Origin of the sequence: Methyloceanibacter sp. (assembly GCF_049590335.1) — a bacterium.
Taxonomy (GTDB): Bacteria; Pseudomonadota; Alphaproteobacteria; order Rhizobiales; family Methyloligellaceae; genus Methyloceanibacter.
This window is the reverse complement of record NZ_JBAWCQ010000087.1, coordinates 24,683-47,229: the sequence shown is the minus strand read 5'-3', so window position 1 is coordinate 47,229 and position 22,547 is coordinate 24,683. Positions and strand designations below refer to the sequence as shown.

General features: G+C 63.0%; 19 protein-coding genes and 1 pseudogene. 18 read left to right on the top strand and 2 right to left on the bottom strand.

Annotation, left to right across the window (positions count from 1 at the left end; genetic code table 11):
- From WBQ77_RS07050 to pnp, 18 genes and pseudogenes are all read left to right on the top strand, one after another.
- Positions 1-886 (top strand): annotated as a pseudogene (locus WBQ77_RS07050) (alpha-2-macroglobulin family protein); the annotation flags it as partial.
- Positions 886-2,976: a penicillin-binding protein 1C gene (gene pbpC / locus WBQ77_RS07045; protein WP_424059532.1), complete on the top strand. Its 2,091-nt coding sequence runs from the start codon at positions 886-888 to the stop codon at positions 2,974-2,976. The pseudogene WBQ77_RS07050 and the gene pbpC, both read left to right, overlap by 1 nt.
- Positions 2,977-3,041: 65 nt before the next feature.
- Complete coding sequence (gene miaB / locus WBQ77_RS07040; RefSeq protein WP_424059530.1) at positions 3,042-4,421, top strand: tRNA (N6-isopentenyl adenosine(37)-C2)-methylthiotransferase MiaB; 1,380 nt, start codon at positions 3,042-3,044, stop codon at positions 4,419-4,421.
- A 61-nt stretch (positions 4,422-4,482) separates the two neighbouring features.
- Entirely contained in the window at positions 4,483-5,529 is a 1,047-nt protein-coding gene (locus WBQ77_RS07035; RefSeq protein ID WP_424045168.1) for a PhoH family protein, read from the top strand.
- Positions 5,526-6,125 (top strand): rRNA maturation RNase YbeY, encoded by a 600-nt coding sequence (ybeY, locus tag WBQ77_RS07030; protein ID WP_424059528.1) that lies wholly within the window; start codon positions 5,526-5,528, stop codon positions 6,123-6,125. The genes WBQ77_RS07035 and ybeY overlap by 4 nt, the downstream gene beginning before the upstream one ends.
- Positions 6,125-7,105, top strand: a complete 981-nt coding sequence (locus WBQ77_RS07025; RefSeq protein ID WP_424059526.1) for a hemolysin family protein — start codon at positions 6,125-6,127, stop codon at positions 7,103-7,105. Before ybeY ends, WBQ77_RS07025 begins: the two co-directional genes overlap by 1 nt.
- A gap of 8 nt (positions 7,106-7,113) precedes the next feature.
- Positions 7,114-8,748: an apolipoprotein N-acyltransferase gene (gene lnt, locus WBQ77_RS07020; protein ID WP_424045120.1), complete on the top strand. Its 1,635-nt coding sequence runs from the start codon at positions 7,114-7,116 to the stop codon at positions 8,746-8,748.
- 96 nt (positions 8,749-8,844) lie between these two features.
- Complete coding sequence (locus WBQ77_RS07015) at positions 8,845-9,261, top strand: helix-turn-helix domain-containing protein (protein ID WP_424045122.1); 417 nt, start codon at positions 8,845-8,847, stop codon at positions 9,259-9,261.
- 123 nt (positions 9,262-9,384) lie between these two features.
- Positions 9,385-10,560: a methionine adenosyltransferase gene (metK, locus tag WBQ77_RS07010; protein ID WP_424045124.1), complete on the top strand. Its 1,176-nt coding sequence runs from the start codon at positions 9,385-9,387 to the stop codon at positions 10,558-10,560.
- An 81-nt stretch (positions 10,561-10,641) separates the two neighbouring features.
- The gene (gene trmB / locus WBQ77_RS07005) at positions 10,642-11,370 is read left to right on the top strand and encodes a tRNA (guanine(46)-N(7))-methyltransferase TrmB (RefSeq protein ID WP_424059525.1); all 729 of its coding nucleotides are present in this window, start codon (positions 10,642-10,644) and stop codon (positions 11,368-11,370) included.
- 288 nt (positions 11,371-11,658) lie between these two features.
- The gene (rimP, locus tag WBQ77_RS07000) at positions 11,659-12,216 is read left to right on the top strand and encodes a ribosome maturation factor RimP (protein ID WP_424059523.1); all 558 of its coding nucleotides are present in this window, start codon (positions 11,659-11,661) and stop codon (positions 12,214-12,216) included.
- A 63-nt stretch (positions 12,217-12,279) separates the two neighbouring features.
- Positions 12,280-13,953: a transcription termination factor NusA gene (gene nusA, locus WBQ77_RS06995; protein ID WP_424045129.1), complete on the top strand. Its 1,674-nt coding sequence runs from the start codon at positions 12,280-12,282 to the stop codon at positions 13,951-13,953.
- A 21-nt stretch (positions 13,954-13,974) separates the two neighbouring features.
- Positions 13,975-14,661, top strand: a complete 687-nt coding sequence (locus WBQ77_RS06990; RefSeq protein WP_424045131.1) for an RNA-binding protein — start codon at positions 13,975-13,977, stop codon at positions 14,659-14,661.
- On the top strand, positions 14,658-17,174 hold the full coding sequence (gene infB, locus WBQ77_RS06985) for a translation initiation factor IF-2 (RefSeq protein ID WP_424059521.1): 2,517 nt from the start codon (positions 14,658-14,660) through the stop codon (positions 17,172-17,174). Before WBQ77_RS06990 ends, infB begins: the two co-directional genes overlap by 4 nt.
- Before the next feature lie 65 nt (positions 17,175-17,239).
- Complete coding sequence (gene rbfA, locus WBQ77_RS06980) at positions 17,240-17,644, top strand: 30S ribosome-binding factor RbfA (protein WP_424045135.1); 405 nt, start codon at positions 17,240-17,242, stop codon at positions 17,642-17,644.
- Between the two features lie 25 nt (positions 17,645-17,669).
- Complete coding sequence (gene truB, locus WBQ77_RS06975) at positions 17,670-18,590, top strand: tRNA pseudouridine(55) synthase TruB (RefSeq protein ID WP_424059518.1); 921 nt, start codon at positions 17,670-17,672, stop codon at positions 18,588-18,590.
- 161 nt (positions 18,591-18,751) lie between these two features.
- Positions 18,752-19,021: a 30S ribosomal protein S15 gene (gene rpsO / locus WBQ77_RS06970; protein WP_424045139.1), complete on the top strand. Its 270-nt coding sequence runs from the start codon at positions 18,752-18,754 to the stop codon at positions 19,019-19,021.
- A gap of 116 nt (positions 19,022-19,137) precedes the next feature.
- Positions 19,138-21,258 carry a polyribonucleotide nucleotidyltransferase gene (gene pnp, locus WBQ77_RS06965; protein WP_424045140.1) on the top strand — a complete coding sequence of 707 codons (2,121 nt, stop codon included), beginning with the start codon at positions 19,138-19,140 and terminating at the stop codon, positions 21,256-21,258.
- A 127-nt stretch (positions 21,259-21,385) separates the two neighbouring features.
- Here the strand turns inward: pnp and WBQ77_RS06960 are convergent, their stop codons facing one another.
- Both WBQ77_RS06960 and fabI read right to left on the bottom strand, forming a co-directional pair.
- A complete protein-coding gene (locus tag WBQ77_RS06960; RefSeq protein WP_424045142.1) occupies positions 21,386-21,604 on the bottom strand; it encodes a hypothetical protein in 219 nt (72 codons plus the stop codon).
- Positions 21,605-21,650: 46 nt separating this feature from the next.
- Positions 21,651-22,535 (bottom strand): enoyl-ACP reductase FabI, encoded by an 885-nt coding sequence (fabI, locus tag WBQ77_RS06955; protein ID WP_424045144.1) that lies wholly within the window; start codon positions 22,533-22,535, stop codon positions 21,651-21,653.
- Positions 22,536-22,547: the final 12 nt, after the last annotated feature.

The window sequence follows — 22,547 nt, the reverse complement described above, 5'->3', positions numbered from 1 at the left end:
GGTGCGCGCGGAGAAGGCGTTCCAGGTCGCCGCCAACGCGCTCCCGAACGAGACAGTGACGAAGAACGGCCGCGTCGACTTCGGATCGCGCTTACGCGACGCCGCCACGGTGGTGACCCTGGCGGCGGAAGGCAGGGCGGCCGAGCCGATCCTTGTCAGCGCCACGCAGCAAATCGGCGTTGCACGCGACAAAGTGATTCACACATCGACCCAGGAAGACGCCTGGCTGATCCTCGCCGCGCGCGCGCTCGGCAATCAGGGGGTCAAGCTTGAAGTTACGAAGGGAAGCGCCGCGCCCGTGCCGCAGAGCGGCCCGCTCTATCGGCAATTCAGCGAAGAGGATTTGGGCATCGTCCCTGTCTCGGTGACCAATCGCGGCGACATGCCCGTCGATGCGGTGATCTCCGTGTCCGGCGCGCCAACCTCGCCGGAGCCAGCAGCCGAGAGCGGCTTTGTCCTGGAGCGCACGTTCCACACGCTGGACGGTCGAACAGTCGACATTACCGAGGCCAAGCAAAACGAACGTTATGTCGTTCTGCTTAGCGTGACGGAAGCGAAGCCTCAATTCGCACGCGTGGCGCTGACGGACCATGTGCCGGCCGGGTTCGAGATCGACAATCCGAAGCTGGTCTCCTCGGCGGACACCGGCGGGCTAACCTGGATCACCAACGCGGCGCGCCCGGTCCACACGGCGTTCCGCGACGATCGCTTTGTGGCTGCCTTCGACCGCAACGCAAAGAGCCCCGTGGTCTACCGCGTCGCCTATATCGTGCGTGCGGTCTCGCCGGGAACCTATGTACTCCCACAGGCGAACGTCGAAGATATGTACCGCCCCGACCGCTTCGGGCGTACGGCGACGGGCGCGGTCACAGTATCGGCGCGCTAATGGCAAGGCGAGACAGACGCGAACCGCGCCGCCGCCTGACCTATGCGGCGATCGGCCTGTTGTGGTGCGTGGCCATCGTCGCGGGGGCGCTGGTGGGTCTCGCCGATACCTTCGGGGCGGCGCCGCTCGGCAAGAGCCTGAGCTATTCCAAGACCGTGCTCGGCGGCGACGGCCATCTCCTGCGCGCCTACCTCGCGCCTGACGGGCGCTGGCGCCTGCCGGCATCGCGGACAGATGTAGACCCGCGCTTCCTCGACGCCCTGCTCGCCTACGAAGACAAGCGTTTTTACGACCACTCCGGCGTCGACCCGGTCGCCATGATGCGAGCCGCGTACCAGCTCCTGACGCGGGGCGAAATCGTCTCAGGCGGCTCGACGATATCCATGCAGGTCGCACGCCTTCTGGAGCCGCGCCGCAAGCGGTCCCTTTATGCGAAGTACCGGCAGATGGTGCGCGCAGTTCAGCTTGAGCGGGCGCTGAGCAAGGACGATATCCTTTCGCTCTATCTCACCCTGGCGCCCTATGGCGGAAACCTGGAAGGCATCCGAGCCGCCTCCTTCGCCTATTTCGGCAAGGAACCGCGGCGGCTTACCCTCGGCGAAACGGCGCTTCTGGTCGCCCTGCCCCAATCGCCCGAGTATCGTCGCCCCGACCGCCACCCCGAACGTGCCCGCGCGGCAAGAAATCGCGTCCTCGATCGCATCTCCGGCAACGGGATCTTCAGCGCCCAGGAACTCGAGGCGGCCAAGGCCGAACTCGTGCCGAGCGAGCGCAAACCCATGCCGCTGGTTGCCCCGCACGCCGCGGACGACGCCAATGCGGCATTCTCCGATCAATCGATCATTAAGCTGACGATCCGGGCGCGGCTGCAACGCCGGCTAGAACGGTTGGCCCGCGACCGCGCGGCGGCGCTTGGCGATGTGATGTCCGCGGCAATTGTCGTAGTGGAACATGAGACGGGCCGGATTCTCGCGCGCGTCGGAACACCCGACTATTTCGATGTGGATCGTGCTGGCCAGGTGGACCTGACGCGTGCCGTGCGCTCTCCCGGCTCGACATTGAAGCCCTTCATTTACGGGATCGGTTTCGAAGACGGCCTGGTTCATCCGCAATCCCTAATCGATGACCGGCCCATCCGTTTCGGCGACTACGCGCCGGAAAATTTCGACCAGACCTTTCAAGGGACCGTCACGGTGCGCCGGGCGCTGCAATTGTCACTCAACGTGCCGGCCGTTTCGCTGCTGGACGCCGTCGGCCCCAGCCGCCTGCTGGCGCGACTCGGCGAAGCGGGCGTACGGCTGAAACTGCCTGCCCACGAGACGGCGGGTCTCGCCCTCGGCCTCGGCGGGATCGGTATTCGCCTGGTCGATCTTACCGCGCTCTATGCGGGCCTTGCGCGGCAGGGGACGGTCGCGCCGTTCTACGAGCAGGAAGCCGATCCGCGTCGTCCCGCGCGGCGGCTGATGGAACCAGTCGCGGCCTGGTATGTGGGCGATGTCCTGCGCGGCGCCCCGCCGCCGCCCAACGCGCTTGGCGGCCGGATCGCCTTTAAGACCGGGACGAGCTACGGCTATCGCGATGCCTGGGCCGTGGGCTTCGACGGCAAGTACACCGTTGGGGTCTGGACCGGACGCCCGGACGGCGCGCCCATTCCCGGCCTGTTGGGCCGCACTGCCGCGGCGCCGATCCTGTTCGACGTGTTCGCGCGGCTGACGGGACAGCCAAAGCCCCTGGCTCCTGCGCCCGAAGGTGTTCTGACCGCCCGGACCGCGCAGTTACCGCCGCCGCTCCGCCACTTCGCCGGACGCTATACAGCGGCGGCGACAGGCACACCGGACGTGCGCATCTTGTTCCCGCCCAATGACGCAGCGGTCGCGCTTCAGTCCAGCGGAGCAGCCATCGATCCCATTGCCATCAAGATCGCCGGCGGCACGGCCCCGCTCAACATCCTGGTCGATGGTATGCCGCTCCAATCGGTGCGGGGCGCCGGAACGGTATTCTTCGCACCCGTAGGTCCCGGCTTCGTCCGGCTGACCGTGACCGATGCGCTGGGCGCGGCGGACAGCGTCACCGTCCGGCTGCAGCCATAATTGCTCCGTTCACGCTCGGCGCCTGAACCTCTTGACGAACTTGGGGGGTTTGCCCACAACAGCGCATGCCCCAGAGCCGCAGAAAGCTCCACATCAAGACGTTCGGCTGCCAGATGAATGCGTACGATTCCGAGCGCATGGCTGAAGCGCTCGCGCCTGCCGGTTACGAAACAACCGAGGCGATGGACGGTGCGGATCTCGTGATCCTCAATACCTGCCACATCCGCGAGAAGGCTGCCGAAAAGGTCTACTCGCAACTCGGCCGCGTACGTAAGAACAAACAGGCCCGCACGGCACAGGGGCGGGACACCATGGTGGTGGTGGCCGGATGCGTAGCGCAGGCGGAAGGCGAGGAGATCATCGCCCGCGCGCCCGTGGTGGATATCGTGGTCGGCCCGCAAAGCCTGCACCGGCTGTCCGACCTCGTCGCCAAGGCCGAGTCAGGTGAACGCTCGGTGGAGACCGAGTTCCCGGCCGACGACAAATTCACCGCGCTGCCCAAACGCGCAACCGGCAAACGCCAAGCGTCCGCCTTCGTGACCGTGCAGGAAGGTTGCGACAAATTCTGTACGTTCTGCGTCGTGCCCTATACGCGCGGCGCCGAATACTCGCGGCCTGCGCACGCAATCGTCGCCGAGGTGGAACGCCTTGCCGGGGCCGGCGTGCGCGAGGTGACGCTGCTCGGGCAGAACGTCAACGCCTATCACGGCGACGGCGAGGATGGTGCGACCTGGCCGCTAGCGCGGCTTCTGCGCCGGCTCGCGGAGATTCCCGACATCGCCCGCATGCGCTTCACTACAAGCCATCCGCGGGATATGGACGACGATCTCATCGGCCTGTTCGGGGATGAGGCAAAGCTGATGCCCTATCTGCATCTGCCCTATCAGGCGGGTTCGGACCACATCCTTGCGGCCATGAACCGCAAACATACGGCCGAAGAGTATGAGCGCCTGGTCGAGCGGATCCGCACTGCCCGGCCCGATATCGCGCTCTCGACGGACATCATTGTGGGTTTTCCTGGAGAGACGGACGCCGATTTTCAGGCCACGCTCGATGTGGCCAAGCGTGTCGGCTTCGCCCAAGCCTATTCGTTTAAGTACAGCGCAAGGCCGGGCACACCCGGCGCCGCGCTGGACGGGCAAGTCCCAGAGGCCCTCAAAAAAGAACGGCTCGCGATTCTCCAAGCACAGCTCGATGAGAGCCGCCGCAGCTTCGATCATGCGACAGTCGGCCGCCGGATTCCGGTACTGTTCGAGGGCAAGGGGCGGAAACCGAACCAGATCGCCGGGCGTTCTCCCTATCTCCAGGCGGTCTACGTAGAAGGACCGGAAACGTTGATAGGTTACATCGCCGAGGTTGACATCTCGGCTGCGGGGCCGAACAGTCTTACCGGTGTCATGAACGCGGGATTTGAATGGCGCGAGCCTATTCAAGCAGCCGTTTGAGTTGCAACGCAGTCTTCGGAAAGCACTTTTGACGCGCGGGCGAGTAGCAACGGCAAAGCGCCTGGATACGGCGCAAACAAACGGGGGGGAAGATCCCCTGGTCGTCTATTTTGACGATATCGGCCTTGTGCGAGATCTCCTTGGCCATTACGACGCGAACCTTGCTGTGCTCGAGGAGCGGCTTGGAATCGAGGCCGTGGTCAACGGCAACGCGGTGGCATTGCGGGGCACGGACGAGGCTTGCGCCGCCGCCAAGGTCATTCTCGAACATCTCTACAACCGGCTCTCCCATGGCGAGACTATCGGTGTTGGCGACGTGGCGGGCGCGGTCCGTCATACCGCTGCTTCCGGTGTAGCCGAGGCGGGCGCGCCCGGCCGGAACGCGCAGCAGATCAAAACCCGGAAGCGCGTCATCACCGCCCGCACGCCCGCGCAGAGCGCCTATCTCGAATGCCTGCAGAACGACGACCTCGTCTTCGCCACTGGCCCCGCGGGCACGGGCAAGACCTATCTCGCCGTAGCGTTCGCCGCGGCGGCGCTCGAGGGTGGCCTTTGCGACCGCTTGATCCTGTCGCGCCCCGCAGTGGAAGCGGGCGAGCGCCTGGGCTTCCTGCCCGGCGACATGCGCGAAAAGGTCGATCCTTATTTGCGCCCGCTTTATGATGCCCTGTACGACACACTTGGTTCCGAACGAGTCGAACGTGGGCTCGAGACAGGCATGATCGAAATCGCCCCGCTCGCTTTCATGCGCGGACGTACGCTTTCCAACGCCATAGTCATTCTCGACGAAGCGCAAAACTGCACGGCGGTTCAGCTGAAGATGTTTCTCACGCGCCTCGGCGACGGCAGCAAGATGATCGTGACCGGCGATCCGAGCCAGGTCGACCTTCCCAAGGGTCAGGATTCGGGGCTTTTCCAAGCCATCGAGATTCTGCGCGGGATCGACGAGATCGGCCATATCGCGTTCGCCAATGCCGATGTGGTGCGGCGTGAGCTCGTCGGCCGCATTGTCGAGGCCTACGATGCCGCCGGCAACTTGGATCGGCCCGGCGCGAAACCTCCGGCGGAGCCGAAAGCCGATGCTCCAGACTCTGGGGAAACCTCATGAGCGAGGATGGTCCTAGACCGGGCGGCGAGCAACCTGTTCTAGCGCCCATGCTGGACATTGAAATCCTGCGCCATAGCGAGGCGTGGAACGCCAGCAACATTAGCGATCCTATGGTAGAGCTTGCGGCCCGTGCCGCGCTTGGCGTGGCGCCGCCGCTCAAGGATGGGCTCTATGAGATGACCATCGTTCTTACCGGCGATGCGGAGATCTCAGACCTCAACCGGAAATGGCGCGGCAAGGACCAGCCGACCAACGTGCTTTCGTTCCCGGCGGGAGATGTTCCCTACGATGCGGAGACTGCCGACGCGAACACCGTCCATGGCGGGTGCATGCCGCTTGGGGACATCGTGATCGCGTTCGAGACGACAGAAGCAGAGGCGGCCGAAAAGGCCATTCTGCTGTCTGACCACCTGTCTCACCTCGTAGTGCATGGGGCCCTCCACTTGCTCGGCCTTAATCATCAGGGCGATACGGATGCAGAGCAGATGGAAGATTTGGAACGACAGGCCCTCGCCTCGCTGAGCATTTCCGATCCTTACGCGGCGCCCGACGATCCCGCGTCGGACGGCAAAGCGGGCCTCGTGGAGATCTTATAATGAGCAACCCCGCGCCAGAGCGCGAAACCGAAATTGACCCGGTACAGCCGTCCGAAGACGACTCGACATGGTTCGAGCGGCTGTTGCAGACCTTCGGGCTGAGCGATGGGCCTGACCTGCGCACTTTGATCGAAAGTGCGCTGATCACGAGCAAGAGTGATGCGCTGAGCCCGCAGGAACGCAGCATGATGTTGCGCATCTTACGCTTCGGCACGCTGACCGTGGAAGACGTCATGGTTCCGCGCGCGGATATCGTCGCCGTGGACGATAGTGTGAGTATCGAGGATCTCCTGCGCGTGTTCCGCAAGTCCGAACACAGCCGAGTGCCGGTCTATCAGGAAACGCTCGACGACCCGCGCGGCATGATCCATATCCGCGATCTCATGTCGTGGATCACCGAGGAAGCGAACGGCAGCGACGAGAGCAGCATCAACCTCGGCAAGGTCGACCTTACGCGCTTGGTCGGCTCGATCGAGATCGCGCGCGAATTGATCTATGTGCCGCCTTCCATGTCCGTGCTCGATCTGCTGCTCAAGATGCAGACCGCGCAGCTTCATCTGGCGCTCGTGGTCGACGAGTATGGCGGCACGGACGGCCTCGTCTCGATTGAAGACCTGGTGGAGGAAGTCGTCGGCGAAATTGCCGACGAACATGACGTGGAAGACGAGCCCATGCTGGAGAAAGATCCGGCGCTTGGACTCGTCGCCGACGCAAGGCTGCCCATCGAAGAGCTCGAGGACTATCTCGGCGTCAATCTCGTTACCCAGGAGCAGGAAGAAGATATCGACACGCTCGGCGGTGTGGTGTTTACGCTCGGCGGCCGGATCCCCGCCCGTGGTGAATTGGTGGGTCACCCCAGCGGCATCGAGTTTGAGGTGCTGGATGCCGACCCGCGCCGGATTAAGCGCTTGCGCATCCATTTGCCTAAAGAGCGAGAGGAGACCACGGGTAAGAACAGCACGACGCGAAGCGCGTCTTGACGCGCGCGATGGCGGCCCCCGCATCGCTCGCGGCCTGGACCGCCGGACTGACCGGCGCAAAACGCGCGGTTGCCGGGGTTCTTCTTGGGGCAATCTCAGTGCTGGCCTTCGCGCCCTTCCACATCTGGCCCATCCTGTTCGTGAGTTTTGGCGGACTCGTCTGGCTCCTTGACGGCTGCTATCGCTCCCGCACAACGCCATCTGCACGCCTTTTTTGTGGGGCCCTGACCGGCCTCTGGTTCGGCTTCGGCTTCTTCCTGACAGGATTGTATTGGATCGCCGAGGCGTTCCTCGTCGAGCCCGGGCGCCACGGTTGGCTGATCCCGCTGGTCATGACGGCGCTGCCCGGCGGCATGGCCCTGTTTTTTGCGGTGGGCTGCACAATCGCCATGGCTCTTTGGCGTCCGGGCCCGGCGCGCATCTTCGCCTTGGCGCTTGGGCTGGGGCTCTCGGAATTGGCGCGCGGGCACATTCTCACCGGATTGCCCTGGAACCTGATCGGCTACGGGCTTCTCGCCAACTTGCCCCTAATGCAGCTCGCAGCGCTTTTTGGCATCTATGCCCTGACAATCTTCGCGATTGCGGCCTTCGCGGCCCCCGCTGCGATCTGGAACGGCACCGGCGCGCGCAGCCGAGGCGCTCTCCTTGTTACCGGTCTCATGTTGGCGCTACTCGGGACGTCATTCCTTTGGGGCGAAGGGCGCCTTGCCGGCAGGGGAGACACATCTGCGCAACTGCGCGTTCGTCTGGTGCAGGCCAATATCGACCAGGTGGACAAATGGCATCCCGAGAATGCGACACGGATATTCGATACGTACCTGGACATGACACGGCAGCCGGGGCTCAAGGCGATCAACATTGTTGTCTGGCCGGAAACGGCCCTGCCGTTCTCCCTCGACAAGGCGCCCGACGCACTCGCCGCGATCGGCGCGATGTTGCCGGCGAACACGGTGCTGCTGCTGGGCAGCGCACGCTGGACCGAGCAGCGCAACGAACGCGGCATCCTTCTCGACCGGAATGCGTATAATAGCCTCCTGACGGTGAATAGCGCGGGTCAGGTTGTTGCCGTCTACGACAAGATCCACCTCGTGCCGTTTGGGGAATTTCTTCCGTACCAAGACTTCCTCGAAAATCTCGGCGTCATGCAAATGACGGGCGTGCGCGGCGGTTTCAGCAAGGGGACGGGTCCGCGCCTGCTGAATGTTCCCGGTGCCCCGCCGGCTTTGCCATTAATCTGTTATGAAATCATCTTTCCCCAGGAAGTCAGACCCCCTTCGGGATCGCGAAACACCGACGCGCGGCCCGGCTGGATTTTGAACGTGACGAACGATGCGTGGTTCGGGTCTAGCGCGGGCCCCTACCAACACTTTCATCAAGCCCGCGTGCGTGCGGTGGAACTCGGCCTACCGTTGGTTCGGGTGGCCAACACGGGCATCTCCGCGGTTGTGGATCCTCGGGGACGAATCCTCGCCGAGATCCCACTCGATGCGAAGGAGTTTGTAGACGCGGAGATGCCTGCGTCCGATCCTACTACCGTGTACGCCCTTTGGGGGTTCTGGATTGAACTTCTGGCCCTCGGGACGGCTCTCTTAGGGTGGCTGGTTTGCCGCATGCGGATCAAGCCTCCGATCTTGACTGGCTAACCTCGGTCAACCTATGAATCTGACGGCGCTGGGACATTTTGCTCTATGTAGTGTCTGCGCTCCTTCATCGCGACCAGCCCCCTTTTGAGAAAGACAATGGCAGGGAAGAAACCCAACCCGATCGATGCCCATGTCGGCAGCCGCGTCCGTCTCCGGCGCATGCTTCTCGGCATGAGCCAGGAACGCCTGGGCAACAGCATCGGTTTGACGTTCCAGCAGGTGCAGAAGTACGAGAAAGGCGCCAACCGTATCGGCGCCAGCCGTCTTTATCATATTTCCAATATCCTAGACGTGCCCGTGGGGTTCTTCTTCGAGGAAGCGCCTGGGATCGAGGGGCAATCGGCGACGCCCGGTATGGCCGAGCCCGAGTCGGAGGCCTTTATCCTGGAATTTCTGAATACGCGCGAAGGGCTTGAGCTCAATCGCAGCTTCACCAAAATTGCCGATGCGAAGGTTCGCAAGAGCGTCGTCGATCTCGTCCGCGCGCTGAGCGAGTTGGCAAAGGCCAAGTAGCTGCCGAAGTCATTTCCCGGGCCCGCGTTCAAGCAAGGGGCTTGACCTCCGCTCGCGCCGTTGTCAGAACCGGCTCCTCACGTTGGCCCGAGGGCTAACGGTCTCATACGAAGGGAAACGCACGTGTCTCGAGGAAACTACCTCTTTACGAGTGAATCTGTATCGGAAGGCCATCCGGACAAGGTTTGCGACCGTATTTCCGATGCTGTGGTGGATCTTTACCTGGACGCGGATCCTTTGGCGCGCGTTGCCTGCGAAACGCTCGTCACAACCAATCATATCGTCCTTGCAGGCGAAGTCCGGGGGCCCGAAAGCGTGACCCGGGACGCCATTGAGGCCGCAGCGCGGCGCGCGGTGCGGGAAATCGGCTACGAGCAGGAAGGCTTCCATTGGGAACTTGCCTCGTTCGAAAACCTCCTGCATGAGCAGTCCGTCGATATCGCCATGGGCGTGGATGCCGATGCGGACAAGGACAAGGACGAAGGCGCCGGCGACCAGGGCATCATGTTCGGCTATGCCTGCCGCGAAACGGACGCGCTTATGCCCGCGCCGATCTTCTATTCCCATCGCATCCTGCACGAGATGGCCAAAGCCCGTCACGCGGGCCGCACGCCGGAGCTTGGCCCCGACGCCAAGAGCCAAGTGACTCTGGTCTATGAGAACGGCGTGCCGGTCCGGGCCGATTCCGTGGTGGTCTCGACCCAGCACGACGAAAAGGCGACCTCCGCGCAGATTGAAGACATCGTCCGTGGCATCGTGGACGAGGTTCTGCCCAAGGGCTGGGCCGACGCCAAGACCAAGTTCTATGTGAACCCGACGGGCCGTTTCGTCATTGGCGGCCCAGACGGCGACGCCGGACTAACCGGCCGTAAAATCATCGTCGATACATATGGTGGCGCAGCGCCTCATGGCGGCGGCGCATTCTCGGGCAAGGATCCGACCAAGGTCGACCGCTCGGCGGCCTATGCTTCCCGTTTCCTCGCCAAAAACGTCGTTGCCGCGGGGCTTGCCGACAAGTGCACCTTGCAGCTGGCCTATGCCATTGGCGTTTCGCAGCCTCTGTCGATCTATGCCGACCTGCACGGGACCGGCAAAGTCGACGAGGAAAAGCTTGAGAACGCGTTGCGCGACGTAATGGACTTGAGCCCGCGCGGCATCCGCGAACATCTGGGGCTCAGCCGCCCGATCTACGAACGCACGGCCGCCTATGGCCATTTCGGACGGACGCCCGAGAACGACGGCGGCTTCTCCTGGGAGCGTGTGGACCTAGCCGACCCGATCCGCGGCGCCCTCAGCTAAGCACCGAAGCCACGCAACAGATTGAGACCATGGCCGGGCGTCATCCCGGCCATGTGCATTTTGGGGTAGACAGGTGTGCCCATGCTTGGCACGCAGCCCGCCATGAGGACGGAAACACCTGACGGCCCCGATGCACGCCCGCTGCGGTCCTATGGACGCCGCAAGGGCAAGCGGCTGACCGCCCGGAAGGCCAGACTCATCGCCGAGTTGCTTCCGCGGCTTCGCCCCGACTTTTCGGGGCCGCCCCCCGCCGATCTGCGCACCTTGTTTGCGCGCCCATCGCAGGAAGTCTGGCTTGAGATCGGCTTCGGGGGCGGCGAGCATCTCCTTTGGCAGGTGCGCGCGAACCCGGATGTCGGCCTGATCGGCTGCGAGCCCTTCATCAATGGTGTTGCGAGTCTGCTCGGGGGCATCGACGACGAAAGGCTCGAGACGATCCGCATTCATGACGGTGATGCGCGTGACCTCATCGCTTGGCTGCCGGCGGACTCGGTGTCACGCGCGTTCATTCTCTTTCCCGATCCCTGGCCCAAAAAGCGGCAGGCGAAGCGCCGTCTCATCACGCCACAGCTTGTGTGGTCGCTCGCCCGCATTCTCCAACGCGGTGCAGAGCTACGCTTTGCCAGCGACGACATGAAGTATGTCCGCGACGCGTTGCACGTGATCGGCGAAGACGAAGCCTTCGCCTGGACCGCGCATCGCGCCGACGACTGGCGCGTTCGCCCCGCGGACTGGCCGGAGACGCGCTACGAGCGAAAGGCGTTGAGCGATGGCCGAAAGTCGGCCTATCTGCGCTTTCGTCGCCTCTAACCATTCGCTGCATCTGACCTTGGAGTTCGCCCATGCGAGCGGTCGATTCTGCCCGTATCGGCCGGCAGCTTCTGCCCGAATAATCGGAACCGACTGATAAACCGTTTGTTTTTCTGGCCCGCGGCGCGCTTGAAACCTTGGAAAAAGCCCGTATATTAACCTCAGAAACTCATGATTGATTTGATCAGGGGTGGGCTCCGGCCCGCTCCTTTTTGTTATGGGCTTCGGTCGCCGGCTTCATTCATGGATGTGCCCTTGGCCGGTCGAGGCCCTTAAGTTGCGGACATCATGTCGAGCCTTGCACAAGACGAGGATCGCCGCTTCGTCCGGGAAACCGGGCAGGAGCGAGCGGTCGCCGACGTTGCCAAGCCAATCCTGGACGAGCTTGGTTTCCGTCTGGTGCGAATAAAGATTTCGGGCCGCGACGGTGGCACGGTGCAGATTATGGCCGAGCGGCCGGACGGCGAGATGAACATAGACGATTGCGCGACGATCAGCCGGCGCTTGTCTCCGGTGCTTGATGCCTATGACCCGATGCCCGGGACTTACCGACTGGAGATTTCTTCGCCGGGCGTCGACCGGCCTCTGGTTCGCCCAAGCGATTTCGCGAATTGGGTAGGGCATTGCGCCAAGGTCGAACTGACAGAGGCCGTTGATGGCCGCAAGCGGTTCAAAGGCCGAATTGAGGACGTCGTCGACGACGAAGTGCATTTGAAGATCGAGCTGGATGAAGATTCGGAGCCGGTGGTTGTAGGCCTGCCCTTCTCGCTCATTGGCGAAGCGAAGCTGGCCATGAACCTTGACGCTCTGCGCGGCGATCTTTCGGGTGGCGAAGCCGCCCCGTAATGGTTTCCGGCGGTCCATGTGGACCTGCCGGGTAGGAACGTAACTTTGTTTGGAGGCTGAGGAATGTCTCAGGCAGGCGTTAGCGCCAACAGGCTGGAGCTCTTGCAAATCGCCGACGCGGTCGCACGGGAAAAGTCGATCGACCGCCAAGTCGTCATCACCGCCATGGAAGATGCAATCCAGAAGGCGGCTAAGTCCCGCTATGGCAGCGAGAACGAGATCAAGGCGGAGGTCGACCCGAAGACCGGCGAAATCTCGCTGGCCCGTCTTTTGGAAGTGGTCGACGACGTGACGCTCGAGGCGACGCAGATCGCGCTGGTAGAGGCGCGACGCAAGAATCCAGCAGCGCAAGTCGGCGACTTTATCGCCGAGCCTCTACCGCCGCTGGATTTCGGCCGCGTCGCTGCGCAGAACGCCAAGCAGGTGATCGTGCAAAAGGTGCGCGAGGCAGAGCGTGAGCGTCAACACGATGAGTACAAGGACCGCGTGGGTGAGATCGTCAACGGCATTGTCAAGCGTGTCGAGTACGGCAATGTGATCGTGGACCTCGGCCGCGCCGAAGCGGTCGTGCGCCGCGACGAAACGCTGCCCCGCGAAAATTTCCGTTATGGCGACCGCATCCGCGCCTATGTCTACGACGTGCGGCGCGAGCAGCGCGGACCGCAGATCTTCCTATCGCGCACCCATCCCGAGTTCATGGCCAAGCTGTTCGCTCAGGAAGTGCCGGAAGTCTACGAGGGCATCGTCACGATCAAGTCGGTCGCACGCGATCCCGGCAGCCGCGCGAAGATCGCCGTGGTCTCGCGGGACAGTTCTATCGACCCGGTGGGTGCGTGTGTGGGTATGCGCGGCAGCCGCGTGCAGGCCGTCGTGAACGAACTCCAGGGCGAGAAGATCGACATTATCCAGTGGTCGCCGGATGCCGCGACTTTCATCGTGAACGCGCTCGCCCCCGCAGAAGTGGTCAAGGTCGTGCTCGATGAAGATGCCGAGCGCATCGAGGTTGTAGTTCCGGACCAGCAATTGTCGCTGGCCATCGGCCGGAAGGGACAGAACGTGCGTCTGGCGTCTCAGCTGACGGGCTGGGATATCGACATCATGACGGAAGCCTCCGAATCGGAGCGCCGCCAGGCGGAGTTCGCCGAGCGTTCGGCAACGTTCATGGAAGCGCTGGACGTGGACGAAGTTATCGCCCAGTTGCTGGCTTCCGAAGGCTTCTCCTCGGTCGAGGAAGTGGCTTTTGTGGATACGGACGAGATTTCATCGATCGAAGGCTTCGACGAGGAGACCGCCGGCGAGATTCAAACTCGCGCGCGGGAGCATCTCGAGAAGCTCGAGGCCGAACTGGACGCGAAGCGCAAAGAACTCGGTGTTTCGGACGACTTGCTTCAGCTCGACGGCCTTAACACGGCGATGCTCGTCGCACTCGGCGAGAACGAAGTGAAGACGGTCGAGGACGTGGCCGATTGCGCCACCGACGATCTGGCCGGCTGGACCGAACGGCAGGACAAGGAAACGACCCGGTATCCCGGCTTCCTCGACAAGTTTGGCCTGACCCGGCCGCAGTGCGAGGACCTGATCTTGGCCGCGCGGGTCAAGGCAGGTTGGATCGACGAGGCCGATCTGGGTCCCGACGAGCCCGAGGAGGAAGTCTCCGAGGATGAAGCTTCCGAGGACACTGAGGCGGCCCCGGATCGCGAGAATGAAGCTTCCGGCAAAGACGCACCTGCGGCATGAGCCGGATAGGACCCAAGGCGGTTGCAGTTGGAAACGGCGGTGCAAAACGAGACGCGACAGACTCAGTCGCGGCAGGCCCCTGGGGACACCCAGCGGCGTTGTGCGCTCACGCGCGCCCACCGGCCTAAGACCGACCTCATCCGCTTTGTGCTTGGGCCGGACGGTACCGTCGTTCCGGACCTCAAGGAGCGCCTACCCGGCCGCGGGGTTTGGCTCACCGCCACTTATGATACGATAGCGGACGCCGCGAAACGCAAAGCCTTTGGCCGCGCGCTCAAAACCGACGCTAAGGCCCCCGACGGCCTGGCCGAGCAGGTCGACGGTCTCCTGACCGAGGCGGGTCTCGGCGCGTTTGCCTTGGCCAACAAGGCGGGTGCGGTGGTTTTCGGCCACACCAAGATTGAGGATGCCCTACAGAAGGGCCGGACCATCGCCTTGGTTCACGCGTCGGATGCGGCGGCGGGCGGCTGCCGTAAATTGGACGGCAAGGCCAAGGCAGTCACGGACGGGCAAGGCCTTCCGGCGATCTGCGTCTTTACCGCAGACGAATTGGGTTTGGCATCGGGCCGGACAAATGTGATACATGCTGCCCTCGTCCAGGGCGGTGCGGCTCAAAAGTTCCTGGCGGCGGCCTCGCGTGTCGAGCGCTACCGTAAGGGCATTTATGCATTCGCAGACAGACACGGATTGGATACGGAACAAGAATGAGCGAAACCAACGAGACTGAAGGCAAAGCGGGCGGACGCAAGGCGACGCTCAATTTGCGCCGGACCGTGGAATCGGGCCACGTGCGCCAGAGCTTCAGCCATGGACGCTCTAAGTCCGTCCTGGTCGAGAAGAAGAAGCGCCGTTCGATCGGAGCTGGTGGAGCCGCCGCGCCCGTCGAAGAAGCCCAGGAAAAACCCCAGGCTAAAGCCCCTGCGAAGGAAGCCGCGCCGAAGCCGGCCCCGAGCCAGCAGCGCCGCCCCGGCGTCGTTCTAAAGCAGCTCTCCGAGGAAGAAAAAGGCGCCCGTGCAAAGGCGCTTGCCGACGCGAAGGTCCGCAACGCCGAGGAACGCGAGCGCGCCATTGAGGATGCCGCGAAAGAGGCCGCCCTTGCGGAGCAGCGCGCCAAAGAGGATGCCGAGGCCGAAGCGCGCAGGCTTGAGGACGAGGCAACGAAGGCCGCCGAGGCAAAGACCGAGGCGGAGGCCAAGCCCAAGGCCAAGGCTGCCCCGAAGACGGCGGATGCGCCGCGCCGGCCGCTTTCGCCCGAAAAGGAAGAGCAGCCGAAGCGCCAGGCCGACAGCCGCCACAAGAAAGGCGCTGCCACGCCGCGCCGTGGCGACGAACGTCGCGTTCGCGGACGCCTTACTATCACCAATGCGCTCGACGAGGAGCAGCGCCAGCGGAGCCTCGCCTCGCTGAAGCGTCACCGCGAGCGGCAGAAAAAGCAGGGCACCGGCCCGCAGACCGGGCAGAAGATCGCCCGCGAAGTGACGATTCCGGACGTTATTACGATCCAGGAACTAGCCAACCGCATGGCCGAGCGCGGCGTGGACGTCATCAAATTTCTGATGAAAGACGGCGCGATGCACAAGATCACGGACGTGATCGACTCGGACACCGCGCAGCTCATCACCGAGGAATTTGGCCACACGGCGCGCCGCGTTTCCGAAGCCGATGTGGAAGAAGGCTTTATCGGCGAAGTGGACCAGGATGAAAATCTCGCGCCGCGTGCGCCAATCGTGACCATCATGGGCCATGTCGATCACGGCAAGACCTCGCTGCTGGACTCCATCCGGGCCGCCAATGTCGTCAGCCAGGAAGCTGGCGGCATTACCCAGCATATCGGCGCCTATCAAGTCACCGTGCCGTCGGGTCAGAGGATCACCTTCATCGACACACCGGGCCATGCGGCGTTCACCGCCATGCGTGCCCGCGGCGCCAAGGTCACCGACATTGTTATTCTGGTCGTGGCCGCCGATGACGGCGTGAAGCCGCAGACGATCGAGGCGATCAACCACGCCAAGGCGGCCGAGGTGCCAATCATCATCGCGATCAACAAGATCGATAAGCCGGGCGCGGATCCGCAGCGAGTGCGTACCGAGCTGCTCAGCCACGAGATCGTAGTGGAAAGCATGGGCGGCGACACGCTGGAAATCGAAGTTTCGGCTCTCAAGAAGACCAATCTCGATACCCTGCTCGAAGCCATTGTGCTGCAGGCGGAGGTACTGGAGCTCAAGGCCAACCCGGAACGCGCGGCCGAGGGCGTGATCGTCGAGGCGAAGCTCGAACGCGGGCGCGGTCCGGTCGGGACGGCGCTGGTCCAGCGCGGCACGCTTAAGCTTGGCGACATCATCGTCGCGGGTTCCGCTTGGGGCCGTGTGCGGGCCCTGATCGACGATCTTGGCGAGCACACGAAGGCTGCCGGGCCGTCCGTACCCGTCGAGGTGCTGGGCTTCGATTCGGCGCCTGAAGCCGGCGATCAGTTCGCTGTCGTGGAGAACGAGGCGCGCGCGCGTGAGATTACCGACTACCGCGAGCGCGAGAGGCGCAAGCGGCTTGCGATCGCCGGCCAGCGCGGCAGCCTCGAGCAGATGATGAATCAGCTCCAGGAAGACGGCGTCAAGGAGTTCCCCTTGGTCATCAAGGGCGACGTGCAGGGCTCGGTCGAGGCTATCAACGCCGCGCTCGCCCAGCTCGGTTCCGACGAAGTCCGGGCCCGTCCGGTGCATGTGGGCGTCGGTGGCATCACCGAATCCGACATCTCCTTGGCTGCCACGTCCGGCGCCGTGGTGCTTGGCTTTAATGTGCGCGCCAATTCGCAGGCCCGTTCGGCCGCAGAGCGCGACGGTGTCGAGGTGCGCTATTACGCGGTGATCTACGACCTCGTCGACGATATGCGCCAAGCCATGTCGGGCCTCTTGGCTCCGACCCGGCGCGAGACCTTCCTCGGCAATGCCGAAATCCTGGAGGTGTTCAACATCTCCAAGGTTGGCAAGGTGGCGGGCTGCCGCGTGACCGAAGGTAAGGTCGAACGTGGTGCGCATGTCCGCCTGATCCGGGATAATGTCGTCATTCACGAGGGCGAACTGTCCACGCTCAAGCGATTCAAGGACGAAGTCAAAGAAGTGGTGGGCGGTCAGGAATGCGGCATGGCGTTCGAGGGCTATCAGGACATGCGCGAGGGCGACGTGATCGAATGCTTCCAGGTGGAGCACGTTCAGCGCACGCTCTGAGCAAAACGCTATGCGCCACATGTAATTGGGTCGCCATCGAGAGACCGATCCACGAGACTTAGCTTATGGCACCGCGAGACAAAGGCGCACGTGCGCCAAGCCAGCGCCAATTGAAGGTGGGCGAACTCATCCGTCATGCCCTTGCCGAGATTTTTTCGCGCGGGGAAGTGGTGGACGATGTTATAGTGCGCCATTCGCTCACCGTGCCTGAGGTGCGCATGTCGCCCGATCTCAAGGTCGCGACCTGCTACGTAATGCCGCTTGGCGGCGGCGAGGCGGGTGACGTCGTCAAGCGCTTGGAACAGCACAAGCGGTTCCTGCGCGGCGAAGTCGCGAAGCGGGTCAACCTGAGACACATGCCGGAGATCCGGTTCCGCGAGGACACGACGTTCGAAGCCTCCTCTCGGATCGACGAACTTCTGGCCTCGCCCCAGGTGGCGCGCGATATCGCGCGAGACCTCGACGACTAGCAAACACGCTTAAGGGGCGAACGGGATGGGACGGCGGCGCAAAGGCCAAGCGGTCAATGGCTGGCTTGTTCTGGACAAGCCAGAGGGGCTGACCTCCACCAAAGCGGTGGGGCGTACACGCTGGCTCTTCGATGCGATCAAGGCCGGTCACGCCGGCACGCTCGATCCACTCGCCACCGGGATTCTGCCCATTGCCTTCGGGGAAGCCACCAAGACCGTCCCATATGCGGTCGACGGCGCCAAGACCTATCGCTTCACTGTCCGTTTCGGGGCCGAAACGGACACGGACGACACCGAAGGCACGGCGACCGCGACCAGCGTCATCCGCCCGACGCGGGCCGATATCGAAGCGGCCCTGTCGCAATTCGTCGGTGAGATAGAGCAGGTGCCGCCGCGCTTCTCCGCCCTGAAGGTGGACGGGGCCCGGGCCTACGATCTGGCCCGCGACCAGGAGGAGTTCGAGCTCGCGCCCCGAATCGTTTCCATCGACCGGCTTGCCGTGGTCGATCTTCCCGATCCGGATCATTGCGTGTTGGAGGCCGATTGCGGCAAGGGCACCTATGTCCGGGCATTGGCCCGCGATCTCGGCCGCGCCCTTCAGTGTCTGGGCCATATTTCCGCCTTGCGCCGGACACGGGTCGGCGACTTCGTCCAGGACGAAGCCGTCACCCTGGAAGCTGTGAAGCAAGCCGCCGAGGAGAGCCGCGAGGCGGTGCTCGGCTTGCTGCAGCCCGTGGACAGGCCGCTTTGCGACCTTCCGGCGCTCTCCGTCACCCCCGTCGACGCCGCCAGGCTCCGGCAGGGGCGTTCGGTCCTTTTGCGGGGGCGCGATGCCCCCATCGTGACGGGGCCGGTCTATGCGGTCTCCCGGGCCGGGCTCGTCGCCATCGGGGAGGTTGCCCAAGGCGAATTTCACCCCTCAAGGGTCTTTAACCTGCCTGAATAGAAGCCCAAATAGCGCTGGTCTCGGGGACGAAAATCCCTATAGTGCAGCGGTTGCGTGGGAGCCTCGCGGTGTTCGCGCCTCTACTCGCAACATGATCCGACCGCGCTGGACGACATCCCGGCCCGGCCTTGTCAAACACCTCAAATATCAAGGAGAACCCGATGTCGATTAGTGCTGAACGTAAGCAAGATCTGATCAAGGAATACGCGACCAAAACAGACGATACCGGATCCCCGGAAGTCCAGGTCGCCATCCTCACCGAGCGCATCAGCAACCTGACCGAGCACTTTAAGACGCACGGTAAGGACAACCATTCGCGTCGCGGGCTGTTGAAAATGGTCAGCCAGCGCCGCCGCCTGCTGGACTACGTGAAAGCGTCAGACGAAGAAAGGTATAAGAAGCTTATTGGCCGGCTCGGAATTCGCCGGTAGCAGGGCTGCCGCGCGCTGCGGCAACCGTTGGAGCTTCCTCACATATGCACGGGCTCGTTCCATCGCCACCGGGCGGCGGGACGGCCTTATCTTTCCCTACCGAATGGGACACATACATGTTCGATAAACACACTGTAGAAATTGAATGGGCAAAGCGCCCGCTCAAACTTGAGACCGGGCGCGTGGCGCGTCAGGCCGACGGAGCCGTTCTCGCGACTTATGGCGAGACTTGCGTTTTGGCTACCGTCGTTTCCGCCAAAGAGGAAAGGCCGGGGATCGACTTCTTTCCTCTGACCGTGAATTACCAAGAGAAAACGTTCGCCGCCGGCAAGATTCCCGGCGGTTTTTTTAAGCGCGAAGGCCGTCCGAGCGAGAAGGAAACCCTCACCTCGCGTCTGATCGACCGTCCAATCCGCCCGCTATTCGCCAAGGGCTTCAAGAACGATACCCAGGTCGTCACCACCGTGCTGTCGCACGACATGGAGAATGACCCCGACATCGTGGCCATGGTCGCCGCGTCCGCGGCACTGACCCTTTCGGGGGTGCCGTTCCTCGGCCCAATCGGCGCCGCGCGCGTGGGCTATGTCGATGGCAACTACGTCCTGAATCCGATGGTCGACGAGATGCCCGAGACGTCTCTCGATCTCATCGTCGCAGGCACGACCGACGCCGTTCTGATGGTGGAGTCCGAGGCCCGCGAACTACCCGAGGATATCATGCTTGGTGCCGTGATGTACGGCCATGAGCATTCCCAGCCTGTAATCGACGCGATCGTGAAGCTCGCCGAGGTTGCCGCCAAGGAACCGTGGGAGCTGAAGACCGTCGACAATTCCGAGATGGTCGCCAAAGTCAGCGGGATCGCCGATGCCGGTCTTCGCGACGCTTACGCCATCGTCTCCAAGCAGGAGCGGCGCGACAGCATTTCGAAAGTGAAGGAGACCGTGGTCTCCACGCTGGTGCTGGAGGAAGATGACGGCGCGGTCGCCGGCAAAGTCTCCCATGCCTTCAAAGAGGCCGAGAAGGATGTAGTGCGCAGTAGCATTCTCGACACCAAGAAGCGCATTGACGGCCGCGATCTCGTGACCGTGCGGCCGATCGTTTGCGAGGTCGGCATTCTGCCCCGTACCCATGGTAGCGCGCTGTTCACCCGTGGCGAGACGCAGGCCCTCGTCGTGACGACGCTGGGCACGGGCGACGACGAGCAGTTCGTCGATGCCCTGCAGGGGACCTACAAGGAAACCTTCATGCTGCACTACAATTTCCCGCCCTACTCGGTCGGCGAAACTGGCCGCATGGGCTCCCCGGGACGCCGCGAAATCGGTCATGGCAAGCTTGCCTGGCGCGCGGTTCACCCGATTCTGCCGGATCGCGAGCAGTTCCCGTACACGCTTCGCGTGGTCTCCGAGATCACCGAGTCGAATGGGTCCTCTTCCATGGCCACGGTGTGTGGCACGTCGCTCGCATTGATGGACGCGGGCGTTCCGCTGAAGCGGCCGGTTGCCGGTATCGCCATGGGCCTCATCAAGGAGGGCGAAAAGTTCGCCATCCTCTCGGACATTCTGGGCGATGAGGATCATCTCGGTGACATGGACTTCAAGGTGGCCGGCACGTCCGAGGGCGTGACGTCACTGCAGATGGACATCAAGATCACCGGCATCACCGAAGAGATCATGAAGATCGCACTCGATCAGGCCAAGGGCGGACGCCTACATATCTTGAACGAGATGGACAAGGCACTGAACGAGGCACGTCCCGAGCTCGGCGAATACGCCCCGCGCATCGAGACGATCCAGATTCCTACCGACAAGATCCGAGAAGTCATTGGATCTGGCGGGTCCGTCATCCGCGAAATCGTCGCGGAGTCGGGTGCCAAGATTGACATCTCCGACGACGGTACAGTCAAGATCGCGTCTGCCAATGCAGAGTCGATCCGCCAGGCCATTGCCCGGATCAAATCGATCGCCGCCGAACCTGAGGTCGGCGAGATCTATCAGGGCAAGGTCGTGAAGGTGATGGAGTTCGGCGCCTTCGTGAACTTCTTCGGACCGCGCGACGGACTTGTGCACATTTCTCAGCTCGACGAGGGCCGGCCCAAAACGGTTGGGGATGTGGTCAAGGAAGGCGATCAGGTCTGGGTCAAGCTGCTTGGCTTCGACGAGCGCGGCAAGGTCCGCCTTTCGATGAAGGTGGTCGACCAGGACACCGGGAAAGAGAAAGAGGCGGCCGAGGCCAGCTAGCCCGAGCTCCGCACCAATTCAGATGCAGAAAATGGGCGCCCGCGGGGGCGCCCCTTTTCTTATGTCGCGAATAGGTTTTCCAACCCTAGGCGAGACTGGCTTAGACGAAGCTCGCCTGCCATCGTGCTTAGCTCTTCGGCGCTGCCGGGATCTTGGACTCTAGGTCCTTGCTGCAGCGTGTGCCGATGATCGTGAATTTTTCATTGCCGCGCTGCCATGTATCGGCTTTGCCGTGGCTCTCGCGGATGCACGACACGACATCCTCATATTGCGCGTCAGTGAGCTTGTATTCCGTGCACTCCTCTCCTGTCGCGGCAAGACAAACCATCATGACAATCTCGAACACGGCTCCTCCTTAGCAATCCGGATGCTGTGAGTTAGCTTCTAACGGTCTACTGCGCAGCTTCTCGCTGCGCGGCCTTGGCCATTGCGTTTCCGAGTTCCTCTGACCGCTCGATCTCCTTCAAGGAATCAATATCGGGCATAAAGGTCGTCGCGTAGCCGCAATCCACGAAGTGGACCTCGCCCGTGACCGCCCCCGAAAGATCGGACAGAAGGTAGAGCGCCGAACCGCCGACTTCGTCGAGCGTCGGGGAGCGGCGCATAGGCGCATGGTTTTGCTGGTAATGCAGCAAGGTGCGCGCATCGGAAATGCCTGCGCCCGCCAGCGTCCGCATAGGGCCCGCGGACAGCGCGTTCACGCGAACACCCTGCGGCCCGAGATCGGAGGCCAGATAGCGCACCGAGGCTTCGAGCGCCGCCTTGGCCACTCCCATGACATTGTAGCAGGGGACGACGCGGGTGGAGCCGCCATAAGTCAGCGTCAGCAGCGAGCCACCCTCGTTCATCATGTCGCACACCCGGTTGCATATCTCCGTGAAGGAGAAGCATGAGATGACCATCGTGTGTTCGAAGTTCTTCCGCGTCGTGTCGCAGTAGCGCCCCTTGAGCTCGTTCCGGTCCGAGAAGGCCAGCGCATGAACCACGAAGTCCAGCTTGCCCCAATCTTTGCGGATCACGCCGAGCATGCGATCGACACTGTCGAGATCTTCGACGTCGACCTCCTCGATGATCTTTGCACCTATCGATTCGGCCAGAGGAACGGCCCGGCGGCCGAATGCGCCGCCTTGGTAGCTAAATGCTAGCTTGGCGCCTTGCCCGTGCAAGACGCGGGCGATGCCCCAAGCGATCGATCGGTCGTTGGCGACGCCCATCACCAAGCCGCGCTTCCCCGCCATCAGCGGTCCAGGTTCTGCAATATCTTTCGTCGGTGCCATCGTGCTTGCTCT

What these genes read in the sequence shown, in the direction of transcription:
- fabI (WP_424045144.1), bottom strand. Translation starts at nt 22,535, where the DNA reads ATGGCACCGACGAAAGATATTGCAGAACCTGGACCGCTGATGGCGGGG.
- lnt (WP_424045120.1), top strand. Translation starts at nt 7,114, where the DNA reads ATGGCGGCCCCCGCATCGCTCGCGGCCTGGACCGCCGGACTGACCGGC.
- pbpC (WP_424059532.1), top strand. Translation starts at nt 886, where the DNA reads ATGGCAAGGCGAGACAGACGCGAACCGCGCCGCCGCCTGACCTATGCG.
- rimP (WP_424059523.1), top strand. Translation starts at nt 11,659, where the DNA reads ATGTCGAGCCTTGCACAAGACGAGGATCGCCGCTTCGTCCGGGAAACC.
- rbfA (WP_424045135.1), top strand. Translation starts at nt 17,240, where the DNA reads ATGGCACCGCGAGACAAAGGCGCACGTGCGCCAAGCCAGCGCCAATTG.
- ybeY (WP_424059528.1), top strand. Translation starts at nt 5,526, where the DNA reads ATGAGCGAGGATGGTCCTAGACCGGGCGGCGAGCAACCTGTTCTAGCG.
- rpsO (WP_424045139.1), top strand. Translation starts at nt 18,752, where the DNA reads ATGTCGATTAGTGCTGAACGTAAGCAAGATCTGATCAAGGAATACGCG.
- truB (WP_424059518.1), top strand. Translation starts at nt 17,670, where the DNA reads ATGGGACGGCGGCGCAAAGGCCAAGCGGTCAATGGCTGGCTTGTTCTG.
- WBQ77_RS07025 (WP_424059526.1), top strand. Translation starts at nt 6,125, where the DNA reads ATGAGCAACCCCGCGCCAGAGCGCGAAACCGAAATTGACCCGGTACAG.
- pnp (WP_424045140.1), top strand. Translation starts at nt 19,138, where the DNA reads ATGTTCGATAAACACACTGTAGAAATTGAATGGGCAAAGCGCCCGCTC.
- nusA (WP_424045129.1), top strand. Translation starts at nt 12,280, where the DNA reads ATGTCTCAGGCAGGCGTTAGCGCCAACAGGCTGGAGCTCTTGCAAATC.
- miaB (WP_424059530.1), top strand. Translation starts at nt 3,042, where the DNA reads ATGCCCCAGAGCCGCAGAAAGCTCCACATCAAGACGTTCGGCTGCCAG.
- trmB (WP_424059525.1), top strand. Translation starts at nt 10,642, where the DNA reads ATGCTTGGCACGCAGCCCGCCATGAGGACGGAAACACCTGACGGCCCC.
- WBQ77_RS07015 (WP_424045122.1), top strand. Translation starts at nt 8,845, where the DNA reads ATGGCAGGGAAGAAACCCAACCCGATCGATGCCCATGTCGGCAGCCGC.
- infB (WP_424059521.1), top strand. Translation starts at nt 14,658, where the DNA reads ATGAGCGAAACCAACGAGACTGAAGGCAAAGCGGGCGGACGCAAGGCG.